Annotated in this window: 12 protein-coding genes; 9 read left to right on the top strand and 3 right to left on the bottom strand. The window is 52.0% G+C overall.

Going from position 1 to position 15289, the window contains the following annotated elements:
- Positions 1-2: 2 nt before the first annotated feature.
- The 8 genes from WN16_RS02805 to WN16_RS02770 all read left to right on the top strand — a co-directional run bounded on the left by WN16_RS02805 (position 3) and on the right by WN16_RS02770 (position 9772).
- On the top strand, positions 3-1139 hold the full coding sequence (locus WN16_RS02805; protein WP_003024188.1) for an HlyD family secretion protein: 1137 nt from the start codon (positions 3-5) through the stop codon (positions 1137-1139).
- 70 nt (positions 1140-1209) lie between these two features.
- On the top strand, positions 1210-1818 hold the full coding sequence (locus WN16_RS02800) for a glutathione S-transferase (protein WP_044700433.1): 609 nt from the start codon (positions 1210-1212) through the stop codon (positions 1816-1818).
- Between the two features lie 98 nt (positions 1819-1916).
- Positions 1917-3308 (top strand): L-seryl-tRNA(Sec) selenium transferase, encoded by a 1392-nt coding sequence (selA, locus tag WN16_RS02795; protein WP_044700430.1) that lies wholly within the window; start codon positions 1917-1919, stop codon positions 3306-3308.
- A complete protein-coding gene (gene selB / locus WN16_RS02790; protein WP_044700429.1) occupies positions 3305-5149 on the top strand; it encodes a selenocysteine-specific translation elongation factor in 1845 nt (614 codons plus the stop codon). Before selA ends, selB begins: the two co-directional genes overlap by 4 nt.
- Before the next feature lie 189 nt (positions 5150-5338).
- On the top strand, positions 5339-6490 hold the full coding sequence (gene yiaY, locus WN16_RS02785) for an L-threonine dehydrogenase (RefSeq protein ID WP_032937192.1): 1152 nt from the start codon (positions 5339-5341) through the stop codon (positions 6488-6490).
- A gap of 92 nt (positions 6491-6582) precedes the next feature.
- Positions 6583-8121: an aldehyde dehydrogenase AldB gene (aldB, locus tag WN16_RS02780; RefSeq protein WP_003837670.1), complete on the top strand. Its 1539-nt coding sequence runs from the start codon at positions 6583-6585 to the stop codon at positions 8119-8121.
- 185 nt (positions 8122-8306) lie between these two features.
- On the top strand, positions 8307-8630 hold the full coding sequence (locus WN16_RS02775; RefSeq protein ID WP_003024200.1) for a DUF3302 domain-containing protein: 324 nt from the start codon (positions 8307-8309) through the stop codon (positions 8628-8630).
- A 5-nt stretch (positions 8631-8635) separates the two neighbouring features.
- Positions 8636-9772 (top strand): HlyD family secretion protein, encoded by a 1137-nt coding sequence (locus WN16_RS02770; protein WP_003844558.1) that lies wholly within the window; start codon positions 8636-8638, stop codon positions 9770-9772.
- Between the two features lie 7 nt (positions 9773-9779).
- Here WN16_RS02770 and WN16_RS02765 read toward each other — a convergent pair whose 3' ends face one another.
- Positions 9780-10742: a LysR family transcriptional regulator gene (locus tag WN16_RS02765; RefSeq protein ID WP_044700425.1), complete on the bottom strand. Its 963-nt coding sequence runs from the start codon at positions 10740-10742 to the stop codon at positions 9780-9782.
- A gap of 121 nt (positions 10743-10863) precedes the next feature.
- Here WN16_RS02765 and WN16_RS02760 point away from each other — a divergent pair, with 121 nt between their 5' ends.
- Positions 10864-11604: a MipA/OmpV family protein gene (locus tag WN16_RS02760; RefSeq protein WP_044700423.1), complete on the top strand. Its 741-nt coding sequence runs from the start codon at positions 10864-10866 to the stop codon at positions 11602-11604.
- 99 nt (positions 11605-11703) lie between these two features.
- Here the strand turns inward: WN16_RS02760 and WN16_RS02755 are convergent, their stop codons facing one another.
- Both WN16_RS02755 and WN16_RS02750 read right to left on the bottom strand, forming a co-directional pair.
- Positions 11704-13659 (bottom strand): glycoside hydrolase family 127 protein, encoded by a 1956-nt coding sequence (locus WN16_RS02755; protein ID WP_044700422.1) that lies wholly within the window; start codon positions 13657-13659, stop codon positions 11704-11706.
- 10 nt (positions 13660-13669) lie between these two features.
- On the bottom strand, positions 13670-15070 hold the full coding sequence (locus WN16_RS02750) for an MFS transporter (RefSeq protein ID WP_003837680.1): 1401 nt from the start codon (positions 15068-15070) through the stop codon (positions 13670-13672).
- Positions 15071-15289 lie beyond the last annotated feature (219 nt).

Here is a 15289-nt window from a genome sequence, read left to right as displayed (position 1 = left end):
TCATGGATTTGTTGATAGTCCTGACCTATGTGGCCTTTGCCTGGGCCATCTTTAAAATATTCCGTATTCCGGTAAACCAATGGACGCTCGCTACTGCTGCATTAGGTGGGGTATTCATTGTTGCGGGACTGATCTTATTAATGAACTATAACCACCCGTATACCTTTACGGCGCAAAAAGCGGTTATTTCAATTCCGATCACTCCGCAAGTCACAGGAATTGTTAGTGAGGTAACGGATAAAAATAATCAGTTGATTAAAAAAGGCGAAGTGTTATTTAAACTCGATCCAGGCCGCTATCAGGCACGTGTTGACAGACTGCAGGCTGATCTTGTTACCGCCACACACAACATCGACAATCTGAAAGCCCAACTTTCTGAAGCCGTCGCCAACACTACCCGCGTTTCCGCTGAACGCGATCGTCTGTATAAAGATTATCAACGCTATTTGAAGGGCAGCCAGGCGAAAGTTAATCCCTTCTCTGAAAGCGATATCGACAACGCCCGGCAGAACTATCTGGCACAGGACGCGCTGGTAAAAGGTTCCGTTGCCGAACAGACGCAGATTCAGAGTCAGTTAGACAGTATGGTCAACGGGGAGCAATCTCAGGTTGCGTCTCTGCGCGCTCAGCTCGCTGAAGCCAAATACAATCTTGAGCAGACTATCGTCCGTGCCCCCAGCAACGGCTATGTTACGCAGGTGCTTATTCGGCCCGGGACCTACGCCGCAGCACTACCTCTGCGCCCGGTGATGGTATTTATTCCGGAACAGAAACGGCAAATTGTGGCGCAATTCCGCCAGAACTCGTTGCTGCGTCTTAAACCGGGTGATGAAGCGGAAGTGGTCTTCAACGCGCTGCCTGGTCAGGTTTTCTCCGGTAAGTTGACCTCCATTCTTCCGGTTGTGCCGGGCGGTTCTTATCAGGCGCAGGGGGCATTACAGTCCTTAACTGTGGTGCCGGGTACCGATGGCGTGCTGGCTACGATTGAGTTGGATCCTAATGCCGATGTGGATGCGCTGCCGGACGGTATCTATGCTCAGGTGGCGGTCTATTCCGACCATTTCGCTCACGTTTCAGTGATGCGTAAAGTGCTGCTGCGCATGACCAGCTGGATGCATTACCTTTATTTGGATCATTGAGATCGTCATCACCTGCCATTTACGGCGACCTGAGCCATACTGATATTTTTGTTGGCAAAAAGGACCCGGCATGAAACTCATTGGCAGCTATACCAGCCCTTTTGTGCGTAAAATTTCTGTTCTGTTACTGGAAAAGGGCATCACCTTCGAATTTGTGAATGAACTCCCCTATAACGCGGATAGCGGCGTGGCGCGATACAATCCATTAGGAAAAGTGCCCGCGTTGGTCACCGATGAGGGTGAGTACTGGTTTGACTCTCCGATCATCGCAGAATACATAGAGCTGCTGGATATTGCGCCAGCCATGCTACCGGGTGAACCGTTAGCGGCACTCAAAGTTCGTCAACTGGAAGCGTTGGCCGACGGTATTATGGATGCGGGATTAGTCTCGGTGCGCGAGCAGGCTCGCCCCGCCGCGCAGCAGTCAGAAACTGAACTGTTACGCCAGCGGGAGAAGATCACCCGCAGTCTGGATATGCTGGAAGGCTATCTGGCGGACGGTACGCTGAAAACGGATACGGTTAACCTGGCTACCATCGCGATTGCCTGTGCCGTCGGTTATCTCAATTTCCGTCGGGTCGCGCCCGGCTGGTGTGTGGACCGCCCACGTCTGGTCAAACTGGTGGAAACGCTTTTTCAACGCGAAAGTTTTGCCCGCACAGAACCGCCAAAGGCTTGATGCAGATAATACCTGCCTGAGCAAAGTCACGGTACAATCCTTCCTATATCGATAGCCCTCTCCGCGGTGGAGAGGGCCACCAACAGCCAGGCCCTTTCATGACAACCGACATGCGTTCACTCTACAGCCAGCTTCCCGCTATCGATCGTTTATTGCGCGATAGCGCCTTCCCAGCCTTACGTGAATCTCACGGTCATACCCGGGTGGTTGACCTGCTGCGTCATATGCTTGACGAAGCCAGAGATGCGATTCGCGACACGCACGCGCTCCCGGCATGGTGTGAGGACTGGGCGCAAGAAGCCAGCGCCCGGCTGGAACGAGAATCGCAAAGCGCGCTGCGTCCGGTGATTAACCTGACCGGAACGGTGCTGCATACCAACCTTGGGCGAGCGTCGCAGGCCGAAGAAGCGATCGAGGCGGTGGTGCAAGCAATGCGCACGCCAGTGACGCTGGAATATAGCCTGGATGATGCCGGACGTGGACATCGGGATCGGGCGCTGGCGGATTTACTCTGCCGTCTGACGGGAGCGGAGGACGCCTGTATCGTCAATAACAATGCGGCAGCGGTTTTACTGATGCTGGCCGCCACGGCCAACGGCAAAGAGGTGGTCGTTTCGCGCGGTGAGCTGGTGGAAATTGGCGGCGCGTTTCGTATTCCGGACGTGATGTGCCAGGCCGGATGTGTTCTGCGCGAAGTCGGTACCACCAACCGGACCCATGCGAAAGATTACCGTCAGGCGGTGAATGAAAATACCGCTCTGCTGATGAAAGTCCATACCAGTAATTACAGTATTGAAGGCTTTACGAAGTCGGTGGATGAGGCTGAGCTGGCCGCTATTGGCAAGGAACTGGATGTGCCGGTGGTGGCGGATCTCGGCAGCGGCTCACTGGTCGATCTCAGCCAGTATGGATTACCGCAGGAGCCGATGCCGCAACAGCTGATTGCCGCTGGCGTCAGTCTGGTGAGCTTCTCTGGCGATAAATTACTGGGTGGGCCGCAGGCCGGGATTATCGTCGGTAAAAAAGAGATGATCGCTCGCTTACAGAGCCATCCGCTGAAACGCGCATTACGGGCTGATAAAATGACACTGGCTGCGCTGGAAGCGACGCTGCGGCTCTACCTGCACCCGGAAGCGCTGGCGCAGAAGTTGCCGACGTTACGCCAGCTCACTCGCTCGCAGGAGGCTGTCCACGCGCAGGCCCAACACTTACAGGCACGGCTTGCCGAGCATTACGGTGACGAATTCGCCCTGAACGTCATGCCTTGCCTGTCGCAAATTGGCAGCGGCTCGCTGCCGGTTGATAGGCTGCCCAGCGCGGCATTAACCTTTACCCCCCATGACGGGCGCGGTAGCCGCCTCGAGGCACTGGCCGCCCGTTGGCGTGCACTGCCCGTGCCGATCATTGGCCGGATTTATGATGGCCGCATGTGGCTGGATCTGCGCTGCCTTGAAGACGAGACCCGGTTTATGGAGATGATGCTGAAATGATTATTGCAACCGCCGGACACGTTGACCACGGAAAAACAACGTTATTACAGGCGATTACCGGCGTGAATGCCGACCGTCTGCCGGAAGAAAAAAAGCGCGGCATGACCATCGATCTCGGCTATGCCTACTGGCCGCAGCCGGACGGGCGGATACTGGGATTTATCGATGTACCCGGACACGAAAAGTTTCTGTCTAACATGCTGGCGGGTGTTGGCGGGATTGATCACGCGCTGCTGGTGGTGGCGTGTGATGACGGCGTGATGGCGCAAACGCGTGAGCACTTGCAAATTCTGCAACTGACGGGTAATCCGCAGATCACCGTGGCACTTACGAAAGCCGACCGCGTGGACGAAGCAAGAATTGAAGAGGTGCGTGCGGAGATTCAGGCCGTGCTGGGGAATTATGGTTTCGCGGAGTCGGTGCTTTTCGTCACTGCCGCCAGTCAAGGCCGTGGCATCGAGGAACTGCGCGAACATTTGCTGCAATTAACGTCGCGTGAGCATGCCCGCGATCACAGCTTCCGCCTGGCGATTGACCGTGCCTTTACGGTCAAAGGCGCGGGACTGGTGGTGACCGGGACGGCGCTCAGCGGTGAAGTGAATGTCGGTGACACACTGTGGCTCACGGGCGTCAACAAACCGATGCGCGTACGTAGCCTGCATGCACAAAATCAGGCCACCGATCGCGCGCAGGCGGGACAACGTATTGCGCTAAATATTGCCGGTGATGCGCAAAAAGAAGAACTTAACCGCGGCGACTGGCTGCTTGCTGATGCGCCGCCAGAGGCGTTTACCCGCGTGATTGTTTCTTTAGAACATGCCGCGCCGCTGATGCAGTGGCAACCGTTGCATATTCACCACGCGGCCAGCCACGTCACCGGGCGTATTTCCCTGCTCGAAGGGACGCTGGCGGAACTGGTGTTTGATACACCACTCTGGCTCGCCGATAACGACCGTCTGGTGCTGCGTGATATTTCGGCTCGCACGACGCTGGCCGGTGCGCGCGTGGTCACGCTCAATCCGCCGCGTCGCGGGAAGCGTAAGCCGGAATATTTGCAGTGGCTGTCGGCGTTGGAAAACGCACAGAGTGATGGTGACGCTCTGGCGCTGCACCTGACGCGTGGAGCGGTAAATATTCCCGACTTCGCCTGGGCGCGTCAGCTCAACGGTAACGGCATGCGTCCGTTGATCGAGCAGCATGGTTTTATTCAGGCGGGATACAGTCTGTTGGATGCCACTGTTGCAGCGCGCTGGCAGCGCAAAATCCTCGATACGCTGGCGACTTACCACGACCAGCACCGCGATGAGCCTGGACCTGGGCGCGAACGCCTGCGCCGGATGGCTTTGCCGATGGAAGATGAAGCGCTGGTCCTGCTGCTGATTGAAAAGATGCGCGAGAGCGGCGTCATCCATAGTCATCATGGCTGGCTGCATTTGCCCGATCACAAGGCCGGTTTCAGCGATGAGCAGCAGGCTATCTGGCAAAAAGCAGAACCGCTTTTTGGCGATGAGCCGTGGTGGGTGCGCGACCTGGCAAAACAGACGGGCACGGATGAGCAAATGATGCGTGTGGTGTTACGACAAGCGGCGCAGCAAGGCATCATCACCGCGATCGTGAAAGATCGTTATTACCGTAACGATCGGATAGTGGCCTTTGCCAATATGATCCGCGAACTGGATCAGGAAAGGGGATCGACATGTGCCGCTGATTTTCGCGACAGGCTTAACATCGGGCGCAAATTGGCTATTCAGATTCTGGAATATTTTGACCGCATTGGTTTTACTCGCCGTCGGGGAAATGATCATTTATTACGCGATGCATTGCTGTTCCCCGAAAAGTAATGAAACAATTAATTCAGGAATTAAATGAATTAATACAAAATAGATATTGATTGAAATAAGCACATTAGATTATGAACCTAATGTGCTTTTTAATGTTGGTTGTTATTAAAATAACAATCATGATCATATTCTGTTGGATATTTCACTCGTATGCTTCCTGACTCTTTTAGAGTAATTAAGGATCGTACAATGGCTGCTTCAACATTTTTTATTCCTTCCGTGAATGTAATCGGCGCTGATTCATTAAAAGACGCAATGAATACAATGGCGGAATATGGTTTTCGCCGTACGCTGATTGTCACGGATGCCATGCTGACGAAATTAGGTATGGCTGGCGAGATTCAAAAGGCATTACAGGAACGTGATATTTTCAGCGTAATTTACGACGGTACGCATCCTAATCCCACGACCAGCAACGTTGCCGCTGGCCTGCAAATGTTGACTGAAAACGACTGTGATAGCGTTATTTCTCTCGGTGGCGGTTCTCCACACGATTGTGCAAAAGGTATTGCGCTGGTGGCGGCTAACGGTGGCGATATTCGCGATTACGAAGGTGTAGACCGTTCTGCAAAACCGCAGCTGCCGATGATCGCCATCAACACCACGGCGGGTACAGCATCTGAAATGACCCGCTTCTGCATCATCACCGATGAAGTACGCCACATTAAAATGGCGATTGTCGATAAGCACGTTACGCCGCTGCTGTCGGTTAACGACTCCTCGCTGATGGTCGGCATGCCGAAGTCTCTGACGGCGGCTACCGGTATGGATGCGTTAACCCACGCTATCGAAGCTTACGTGTCGATTGCTGCCACGCCGATTACCGATGCATGTGCGCTGAAAGCGGTCACCATGATTGCGCAAAACCTGCCGGTCGCCGTTGAAGAGGGCAGTAATGCTCAGGCGCGCGAAGCCATGGCCTATGCGCAGTTCCTCGCAGGTATGGCCTTTAACAATGCCTCTCTTGGCTACGTGCATGCAATGGCGCACCAACTGGGTGGCTTCTACGATCTGCCACACGGAGTATGTAATGCCGTACTGCTGCCGCATGTACAGGTATTTAATAGTAAAGTTGCTGCCGCCCGCCTGCGCGATTGCGCCTCGGCAATGGGTGTGAACGTTGCTGATCTCAACGAAGAGCAAGGGGCAGAAGCCTGCATCGCAGCGATCCGCGAACTGGCGCAGAAAGTGAATATTCCGGCCGGTCTGCGTGAGCTGAACGTGAAGGAAGAAGATTTTGCCGTTCTGGCGACTAATGCCCTGAAAGATGCCTGTGGTTTCACTAACCCTATTCAGGCGACACATGAAGAAATCATGGCGATTTATCGTGCTGCCATGTAATTCGTGATACCTGTCGTAAAGCAGTAAAAGGCTGGCGAATAATTCGCCAGTCCCGTCTACCCTTGTAGTACCCCTACAGCAAGGAGACGGTCATGACCAATAACCCCCCTTCAACGCGTATTTACCCCGGCGAGTATGGTTACCCCCTGAAGTTAAAAGCCCGATACGATAACTTTATCGGTGGTGACTGGGTCGCCCCGGTGGACGGCGAGTATTACCAAAACCTGACGCCGGTAACCGGGCAATTACTGTGCGAAGTGGCCTCTTCCGGCAAAAAGGACATCGATTTGGCACTGGATGCCGCGCATAAAGTAAAAGATAAATGGGCGCAGACTTCCGTGCAGGACAGGGCGGCGATTTTGTTCAAAATTGCCGATCGTATGGAGCAAAATCTGGAGCTGCTGGCAACGGCTGAAACCTGGGATAACGGTAAACCCATCCGCGAAACCAGCGCGGCCGATGTGCCGCTGGCAATTGACCATTTCCGCTATTTTGCCTCCTGTATTCGTGCGCAGGAAGGGGGAATCAGCGAGGTTGATAGCGAAACCGTGGCTTATCACTTCCATGAACCTCTTGGCGTGGTAGGGCAAATTATCCCGTGGAACTTCCCGCTGCTGATGGCCAGCTGGAAGATGGCACCCGCGCTGGCGGCGGGTAACTGCGTGGTGCTGAAACCCGCGCGCCTGACGCCGCTGTCCGTGCTGTTGCTGATGGAAGTCATCGGCGATCTGCTCCCGCCTGGCGTGGTGAACGTGGTAAACGGCGCGGGTGGGGAGATCGGTGAGTATCTGGCGACGTCAAAACGTATCGCGAAAGTGGCGTTTACCGGCTCAACGGAAGTTGGGCAGCAGATCATGCAATACGCCACGCAGAACATTATTCCTGTCACGCTGGAACTGGGCGGGAAATCACCCAATATCTTCTTCGCGGACGTGATGGATGAAGAAGATGCGTTCTTTGACAAAGCGCTGGAAGGTTTTGCATTGTTTGCCTTCAACCAGGGCGAAGTGTGTACCTGTCCGAGTCGTGCGCTGGTTCAGGAATCCATTTATGAACGTTTTATGGAAAGAGCCATTCGTCGGGTGGAAAGTATCCGTAGCGGTAACCCGTTAGACAGCGTGACGCAAATGGGCGCGCAGGTGTCGCATGGTCAACTGGAAACTATTCTGAATTACATCGACATTGGTAAGAAAGAAGGAGCAGATGTTCTCACCGGCGGGCGGCGCAAGCAGCTGGATGGCGAGTTAAAAGAGGGGTACTACCTCGAACCAACCATTCTGTTTGGTAAGAACAACATGCGGGTTTTCCAGGAGGAGATCTTCGGGCCGGTGCTGGCTGTCACAACGTTTAAAACCATGGAAGAGGCGCTGGAAATCGCTAATGACACCCAATATGGGCTTGGCGCTGGTGTCTGGAGTCGTAATGGAAATCTGGCGTACAAAATGGGACGTGGGATTCAGGCGGGGCGAGTTTGGACCAACTGTTACCATGCGTATCCGGCACATGCGGCGTTTGGTGGCTATAAGCAGTCGGGCATCGGGCGCGAGACGCATAAGATGATGCTTGAACATTATCAGCAAACCAAGTGCCTGTTGGTGAGCTACTCTGATAAACCACTGGGGCTGTTTTAATTTCACGTCACTGATTGCCCGGTTTTGCACCGGGCATATCTTTATTCTGCAGTTATATAGAAACCCATATATCGTTATATAAATAAGAAAATTGCATCCAGTCTGGTCATTCCAATACTATTATCAACTCTATTGTTTAAATCAAATTGCATCTGAATTTCTTAATTTAAATCCCTGAGGCAAATATGTTCCTTAATTATTTTGCATTAGGAGTGCTTATTTTTGTATTCCTGGTCATTTTTTACGGGATTATTATTCTGCATGATATTCCCTATCTCATTGCAAAGAAACGTAACCATCCTCATGCCGACGCAATACATGTTGCGGGTTGGGTTAGTTTGTTTACCTTACATGTTATTTGGCCCTTTTTATGGATCTGGGCAACGCTTTATCGTCCGGAGCGCGGATGGGGTATGCAGAGCGCGGATTCTTCCCTGATCCAGCTTCAGGCAAGGGTTGCGGATCTGGAAAAGAAACTGGGTGAGGCCAAGACCTCTCCGGCGGAGTAATATCGATGGATTTACTAATTGTTCTGACCTATGTGGCGTGTGCATGGTCAATATTTAAAATTTTTAAAATTCCTGTAAATAAATGGACAGTTCCTACCGCAGCATTAGGCGGTATATTCATTGTTTGCGGGCTTATATTACTGATGAATTATAACCATCCGTATACATTTAAGGCACAAAAGGCGGTAATTTCTATTCCCGTGGTGCCGCAGGTAACGGGTGTAGTGACAGAAGTGACGGATAAGAAGAATACGCTAATCAAAAAAGGCGAGGTTCTGTTTAAGCTTAATCCAGGGCGTTATCAGGCACGGGTCGATCGCCTGAAAGCTGATATTGTCACCGCACAGCATAAAGAGCAGGCTCTGGTTGCGCAGTTAGACGAAATGAAAGCCAACACGCAGCGGGCAAAGGCCACGCGTGACAAACTGGCAAAAGATTACCAGCGCTATGCGCAGGGTAGTCAGGCGAAGGTGAATCCTTTTTCTGAACGCGATATTGATGCGGCGCGGCAAAACTATCTGGCGCAGGAAGCGTCGGTGAAATCTTCCGTCGCGGAGCAGCAGCAAATCCAGAGTCAGTTAGACAGCCTGATACTGGGCGAGAATTCGCAAATTGCCAGCCTGAAAGCGCAGTTAGCCGAAGCGGAGTTCAACCTGGACCAGACGGTGGTTCGCGCGCCCAGCGATGGCTATGTGACGCAGGTGCTGATGCGCCCGGGAACCTATGCCGCCGCGCTGCCGATGCGTCCGGTGATGGTATTCATCCCGGATCAAAAAAGGCAAATTATCGCCCAGTTCCGTCAGAACTCGCTGCTGCGTCTGGAACCTGGCGATGAAGCTGAAGTGGTATTTAACGCGCTACCGGGTAAGGTATTCAGCGGTAAACTGGCTGCAATTAGTCCGGCAGTGCCGGGCGGGACATATCAGTCGAATGGGGCGCTGCAATCCTTAAATTCTACGCCCGGTTCGGAAGGGGTAATCGCCACGATTGAGCTGAATGATAATGCGGAGGTTAGCGCGTTACCTGATGGGATCTACGCGCAGGTCGCGGTTTATTCTGACCACTTCGAACATGTGTCCGTCATGCGCAAAGTCTTGTTGCGCATGACCAGTTGGGTGCATTACCTGTATCTCGATCATTAAACTCAGGCTATTTTGCTTGCTCAGTCTGCTGATCCAGCGACTGAGCAAGTTGCCGGCGAATCTCCGCCAACATCTCATCAAGAATAAACTGTACCCGCCATGGCTGATATTCACGTTTGCGGAAAATCGCCACCAGATCCAGCCACCATTCATGCTGTCCGGAGAAACACGGAACCAGCCCGTTAGGCTGACTTTCTTTTTGTACGCTCGCCTTGGGTGCAAAAACAATGCCCAGATGGTTTCGCGCCAACGACAGCGCAGATTGCGTATTGTCGCAAACATAATTACCCGTTACGCGATAGTCATGCATCTCTTTACCTCCGGGGGAGGAGAATCGCCAAATGTTAGCATCATCAATCATCATGGAATCAATCAGAATACAGGAGTGATGCTCAAGTTCTTCAGGAGTGCTGATGGGATGTTGGGCCAGATATTGATTACTGGCGAAAGCGGTAACTACATATTTGGTAATAAAACTGGCGACCAAAGATTCATCTTTTGGATGTGCATAAGTAATTAAAACATCACAGTCATCAGGAAATTCGACTCCTTCATAAAAGGCTTTACGTTCCAGGTTATAGGTTTTTAGCACCAGACTGATATCGCCAATATCTATAATTTTTGCAATAACATGTTGCGATAAGTAAGCGATAATTCCGGTTGGTGCATATACCGTTACTTTTCCACGTTTCTCGTGCTTATAATCAGCAATGAAATTATTTAACTGCTCGTTTCTGTCTAACATGTCATTGATGTAAGGAAGTAACGCTATACCAAACGGCGTGAGGGTCAGTTGCCGGGTGGTGCGGTCAAACACCTTTAATCCAACTTTTGATTCAAAATCAGCAAGATATTTACTGACGTTGGCCTGTGCGATGCCGAGAACAGTCGCGGCATGACTGATATTTTCACTGGCAGCGATTACCGAAATAATCTTCAGCTCCCGGTGTTTAAGTTGTAATTTATTCATCGCCAAGCCCAATATATATAATTTTTTATATATTACTATATAAATATGAACCTTGCATCGATGAAATTGTAAGCATTATTATGCACCAGTTTTGTAGCTTATTTTAAAATGGAATGTTGGCATGTTAATTAAACACAATATTGTGGCGCTGCTCGCCTTTTCTTTTATGGCGAGTGCAACTGCCGCAGAGTTTTCAATTGGCGCTGGTGCTGTATATAATGAATCACCTTATCGCGGGTATAATGATAATGTTCACGCAGTACCGCTAGTCAGTTACGAAAGTGAATCATTTTATTTTAGGCAAACAACGCTAGGTTATATTTTGTCTAAGAGTGAAAGTAATGAATTTAGTATTACTGCCTCTTATATGCCGCTTGAGTTTGATCCCGGCGATAATGACGATCATGCGATGAAAAAGCTGGATAAGCGTGACGCAACTGCAATGGCGGGTGCCGCGTGGTATCACCATGAAAGATGGGGTAGCGTGAAAGTCTCCGCCGCTGCGGATGTGCTGGACAACAGTAATGGCTGGGTAGGGGAAGTTTCACTGTTCCGTCCAATGCCGATGGGCAAGCTGACGCTGACGCCATCGATTGGCGTGCTCTACTATGACGAAAACTTCAATGAATACTACTACGGCATATCGGGTAATGAGTCCCGTCGTAGTGGCTTATCAAACTATTCCCCAGGCGATAGCTGGACACCGTATGTTGGCCTGTCCGCTAAATACGCATTGACCACTAACCTGACGCTGCTGGCAAGCGCCAATTATAGCGCACTGCCGGATGACATTAAAAATAGCCCGATGGTTGATCGCGATGACAGCTTTACCTTTATGTCCGGTCTGACCTGGCGTTTCTGATTTAAATACGTGCCTGATGGCGCTTCGCTTATCAGGCCTACGTGGATAGGTGTTGTAGGCCGGATAAGACGTGAAGCGTCGCCATCCGGCACGGTTTAATTACTGCTCGTTTATCCAGATACGCATTTCGCCTTCACCACGGTTTGCCCAGCTAAACCACGGAATAAACGTCAATGTATGCGCCTGACGCAAAGTTGGGGAAACATCGTAGTGCCACAACGATTGTTGTGCTGCATCGGCTGCACTTTGCTTCACACCTTCAGCCTGAATTAACATTTTATGGCTGAACAATCCCTTACCTTCGAATACTCTGAACTCACTCTCTTTTGGCAACCACAGATTATGCAATTCCTCGCCGTTGTCGGCCTGCTCCAGGCAATATACCAGTGGCCCACGCTGAATGGCGACCTTACCGGCAACATGACGCACTAATGGATTTCCGTATACCCGACGCACCGGCATTGGCAGGGTCAAACTGAGCGTATCGCCTTCCTGCCAGGTTCGACTGATGTGCAAATAGCCTTTGCGAATATCCTGCTCAACCGGCTGACCATTCAACAAAACCTGCGGCGCGGAGCACCAGTCTGGCAGGCGCAGAGCCAGAGTGTGATAAACCGACCGCGGTGATTCGATGGTGATTTTTACCTGCTCATGCCATGGGTAATCTCCGCTAATACGCAGTTTAAGCGAGCCGTTTACAACAGGGACCTCCATGCTATTGCCCACGTACATATTGATATACAGCGCGTCCTGACGCGGTGTATAGATGTAGTGGCCAATTGAGGTTAACACGCGGGCGATATTCGGCGGGCAACAGGCGCAGCCAAACCAGCGCTGACGAACGGGTTTCACGTGGTCATAAATATGATTGAATTTTAATGATTTAGGATGTACTTCCAGCGGGTTCACATAGAAGAAGTGCTTGCCATCGAGCGCCATCCCGCCCAATACGGTATTATACAGGGCGCGCTCCATCACGTCGGCATACTGGCTGTCGGCTTCCATTTCCAGCATTCTGCGGGCGAACATCATCAGGCCGATAGAGGCGCAGCTTTCCGCATACACGGAGTCGTTGGGCAGATCGTAATCGCTGCTAAACGCCTCGCCGCTGCTTTGTGAACCGATCCCGCCGGTAATGTACAACTGGCGCTGGGCCATGTTTTTCCACAGGCGCAGGCAATCCTGACGCTTGCCTTCGTCCTGGCTTAAGCGTGCCAGATGAGCGACGCCGGTCATCAGGTAGACAAAGCGCACCGCATGCCCGATCGCCGTTTGCTGTTCTGAAATGGGCTGATGAGCCTGGCTATAGGGTTTATCCTTCACCATCCATGCCGGACCGTAAGTATGCCAGTAAGAGGTTTGGCCGCGCTTTTCGTACTCTTCGTCATAGAAATGGGGCTGTGCGCCGCGCTGTTCCACAAAGTAATTTACCAGCGCCATATAGCGTGGTTGCTGGGTCACTTCGTATAAGCGCATTAAAGCCAGTTCGATTTCCGGGTGTCCTGGGTAGCCTCGCAGTTGATTCTCCCTGAGTCCAAATACGCTGTCGATGTGATCTGCCAGGCGACACACCACCTCTAACAGACGGCGTTTACCCGTCGCCTGAAAGAACGCGACGCCTGCTTCGATCAAATGACCTGCACAGTACAACTCATGACACTCGGCGAGGTTGGTCCAGCGTTCATCCGGTGCTTTCACTGTGAAGTACGTATTGAGATAGCCATCTTCACACTGGGCGGCCGCCACCAGTTCAATGACTTCATCGGCCGTTTTTTCAAGTTCCGCATCGGGTTTCTGGCACAGGGACCAGGCAACGGCCTCCAGCCACTTTGCTACGTCGCTATCCTGAAAAACCATGCCGTAAAATTCGCCATCCTGCAGGCCCGCGGCGATACGGAAATTCTCTATCGCATGACTTGGTTCCGCCTCTGCAATGCGGTCATTGAGCGCATCCCATTGATAGGGGATCACCACGTCACGCACCAACTGCTGATATTGTCCGAGGAACGGATCGCTGACGGTGAGCTTATGCAGGTCGACTTCCAGTACGTTCATTTCGTGCTCCTTAAGGCTGTACATGACGCTGACGCAGATCGGTGGCAATGCGCGACATCATCGGATTATTGAGTTTGCAGATGCGGATAGACAGCGCCAACAGCAGGTGGAACAGCGCGGGAAGCAGCGTCTCCATCGCGGTAATTCCTTGCAGCGAGCTGGCGGTTTGGTTACCAGCGCCTGGCTGATAGGCGACAAAAATAAACAGCAGGCTGATGATCCCCGCACTTGAGGCCCAGGCCAGCTTGATGAAAAACAGATTGAAGGCGAAATTCATGCCGGAGGAACGTACGCCGGTTTTCCACTCGCCGTAATCGTCGGCGAAGGCCATCAGTGAGAAGTGCAACGGCAGCGTGAAGCCTAAAATAATGCCGTTACCGAGGATGACTGCCAGCCACAGCGTCTGATAAGCCGGGCCGGTTGGCAGGAACCACATCAGTATCGCCAGGGCCGTCAGCACCAGATTGGTGTAGTAATAGAGTTTGACGGTATCGATGCGGCGGGTCAGGGGGCTGACAATCACTGAACCGATGATGGACGCGAAAGTGACCATGGTGAAAAACAGCGACGTATAGGCGGTGCTGCCTTCCAGCACGTAGGTAATAAAATACATGTACCCGCCGCCGCGAATATTAAAGACGTTGATCAGCAGGAAAGACATTACCAGCATCAACAATAGCTGATCGTTTTTGCGCAGCCCTCCAATGTGTTCACGCAGGGTAAATTTCCCCATCATCGCCAGCGGCACACGCTCGCGAACCCAGAAGAAACAGCACAGGAACATCACCACCGCGATGGCACACAGGATGCCTACGCCAAACTGATAACCCTGTGCGGCATTGCCCTGACCCAGAATATCCACCATCCACGGCAGACCAACGGAAACCAGGAATCCCGCCACGCCGCACAGCACAAAGCGCCAGGACTGACAGGCGATCACCTCGTTATGGCGGGTCGTCATGGTGTTGATCAGCGCACAATACGGTACGTTGATGGCGGTATAGCCGACAGAGAGCAGGAGATAGGTGCCGAATGCCCAGGCGATCTTGACCCCCATGCTGGCGTCCGGGACGGTAAAAGTGAGCACGCCAATAATACCGATCGGAATCGCAACCCACAGTTGCCACGGGCGAAAGCGCCCCCAGCGGCTTTGCGTACGGTCGGCTAGCACACCCATGATGGGGTCGGAAATGGCGTCAAATACACGCAGGGCAATAAATAATGTGCCGACCAGCGCAGGCGTTAACCCGAAGACATCGGTGTAGAAAAATGTCAGGAAGTTCATGATCAGGCAGGTAATTACTGTCCCGCCAGCATCGCCTAGTCCATAACCAATTTTTTCACGCAGGGATAATTTGTCGTCCTGGGCACGCTGTGCCAAATCAGATGTTGTAATCGGAGCCGAAGTCATAAATAACTCCCGGAGAGGATGTTCAGAAAGTATCCCGCTACGTTGCGGGTTATTTGTTTGTAATTTGCAAAATACGTTATTTATTCTGCACGAAATGTTTGGGTCAACAAGGGAAGAGAAAAGTATAAAAAGATGACAATTCCGACTTCATTATAAAAATGTGATTTCGATCCGGCGGAAAGCAGGTTTATCGTGAATAATCAATGATAAAGATCGGTT

Origin of the sequence: Citrobacter sp. ABFQG (assembly GCF_004322975.1) — a bacterium.
Lineage (GTDB): Bacteria > Pseudomonadota > Gammaproteobacteria > Enterobacterales > Enterobacteriaceae > Citrobacter > Citrobacter freundii.
This window is presented reverse-complemented; position numbering and strand designations above follow the sequence as displayed.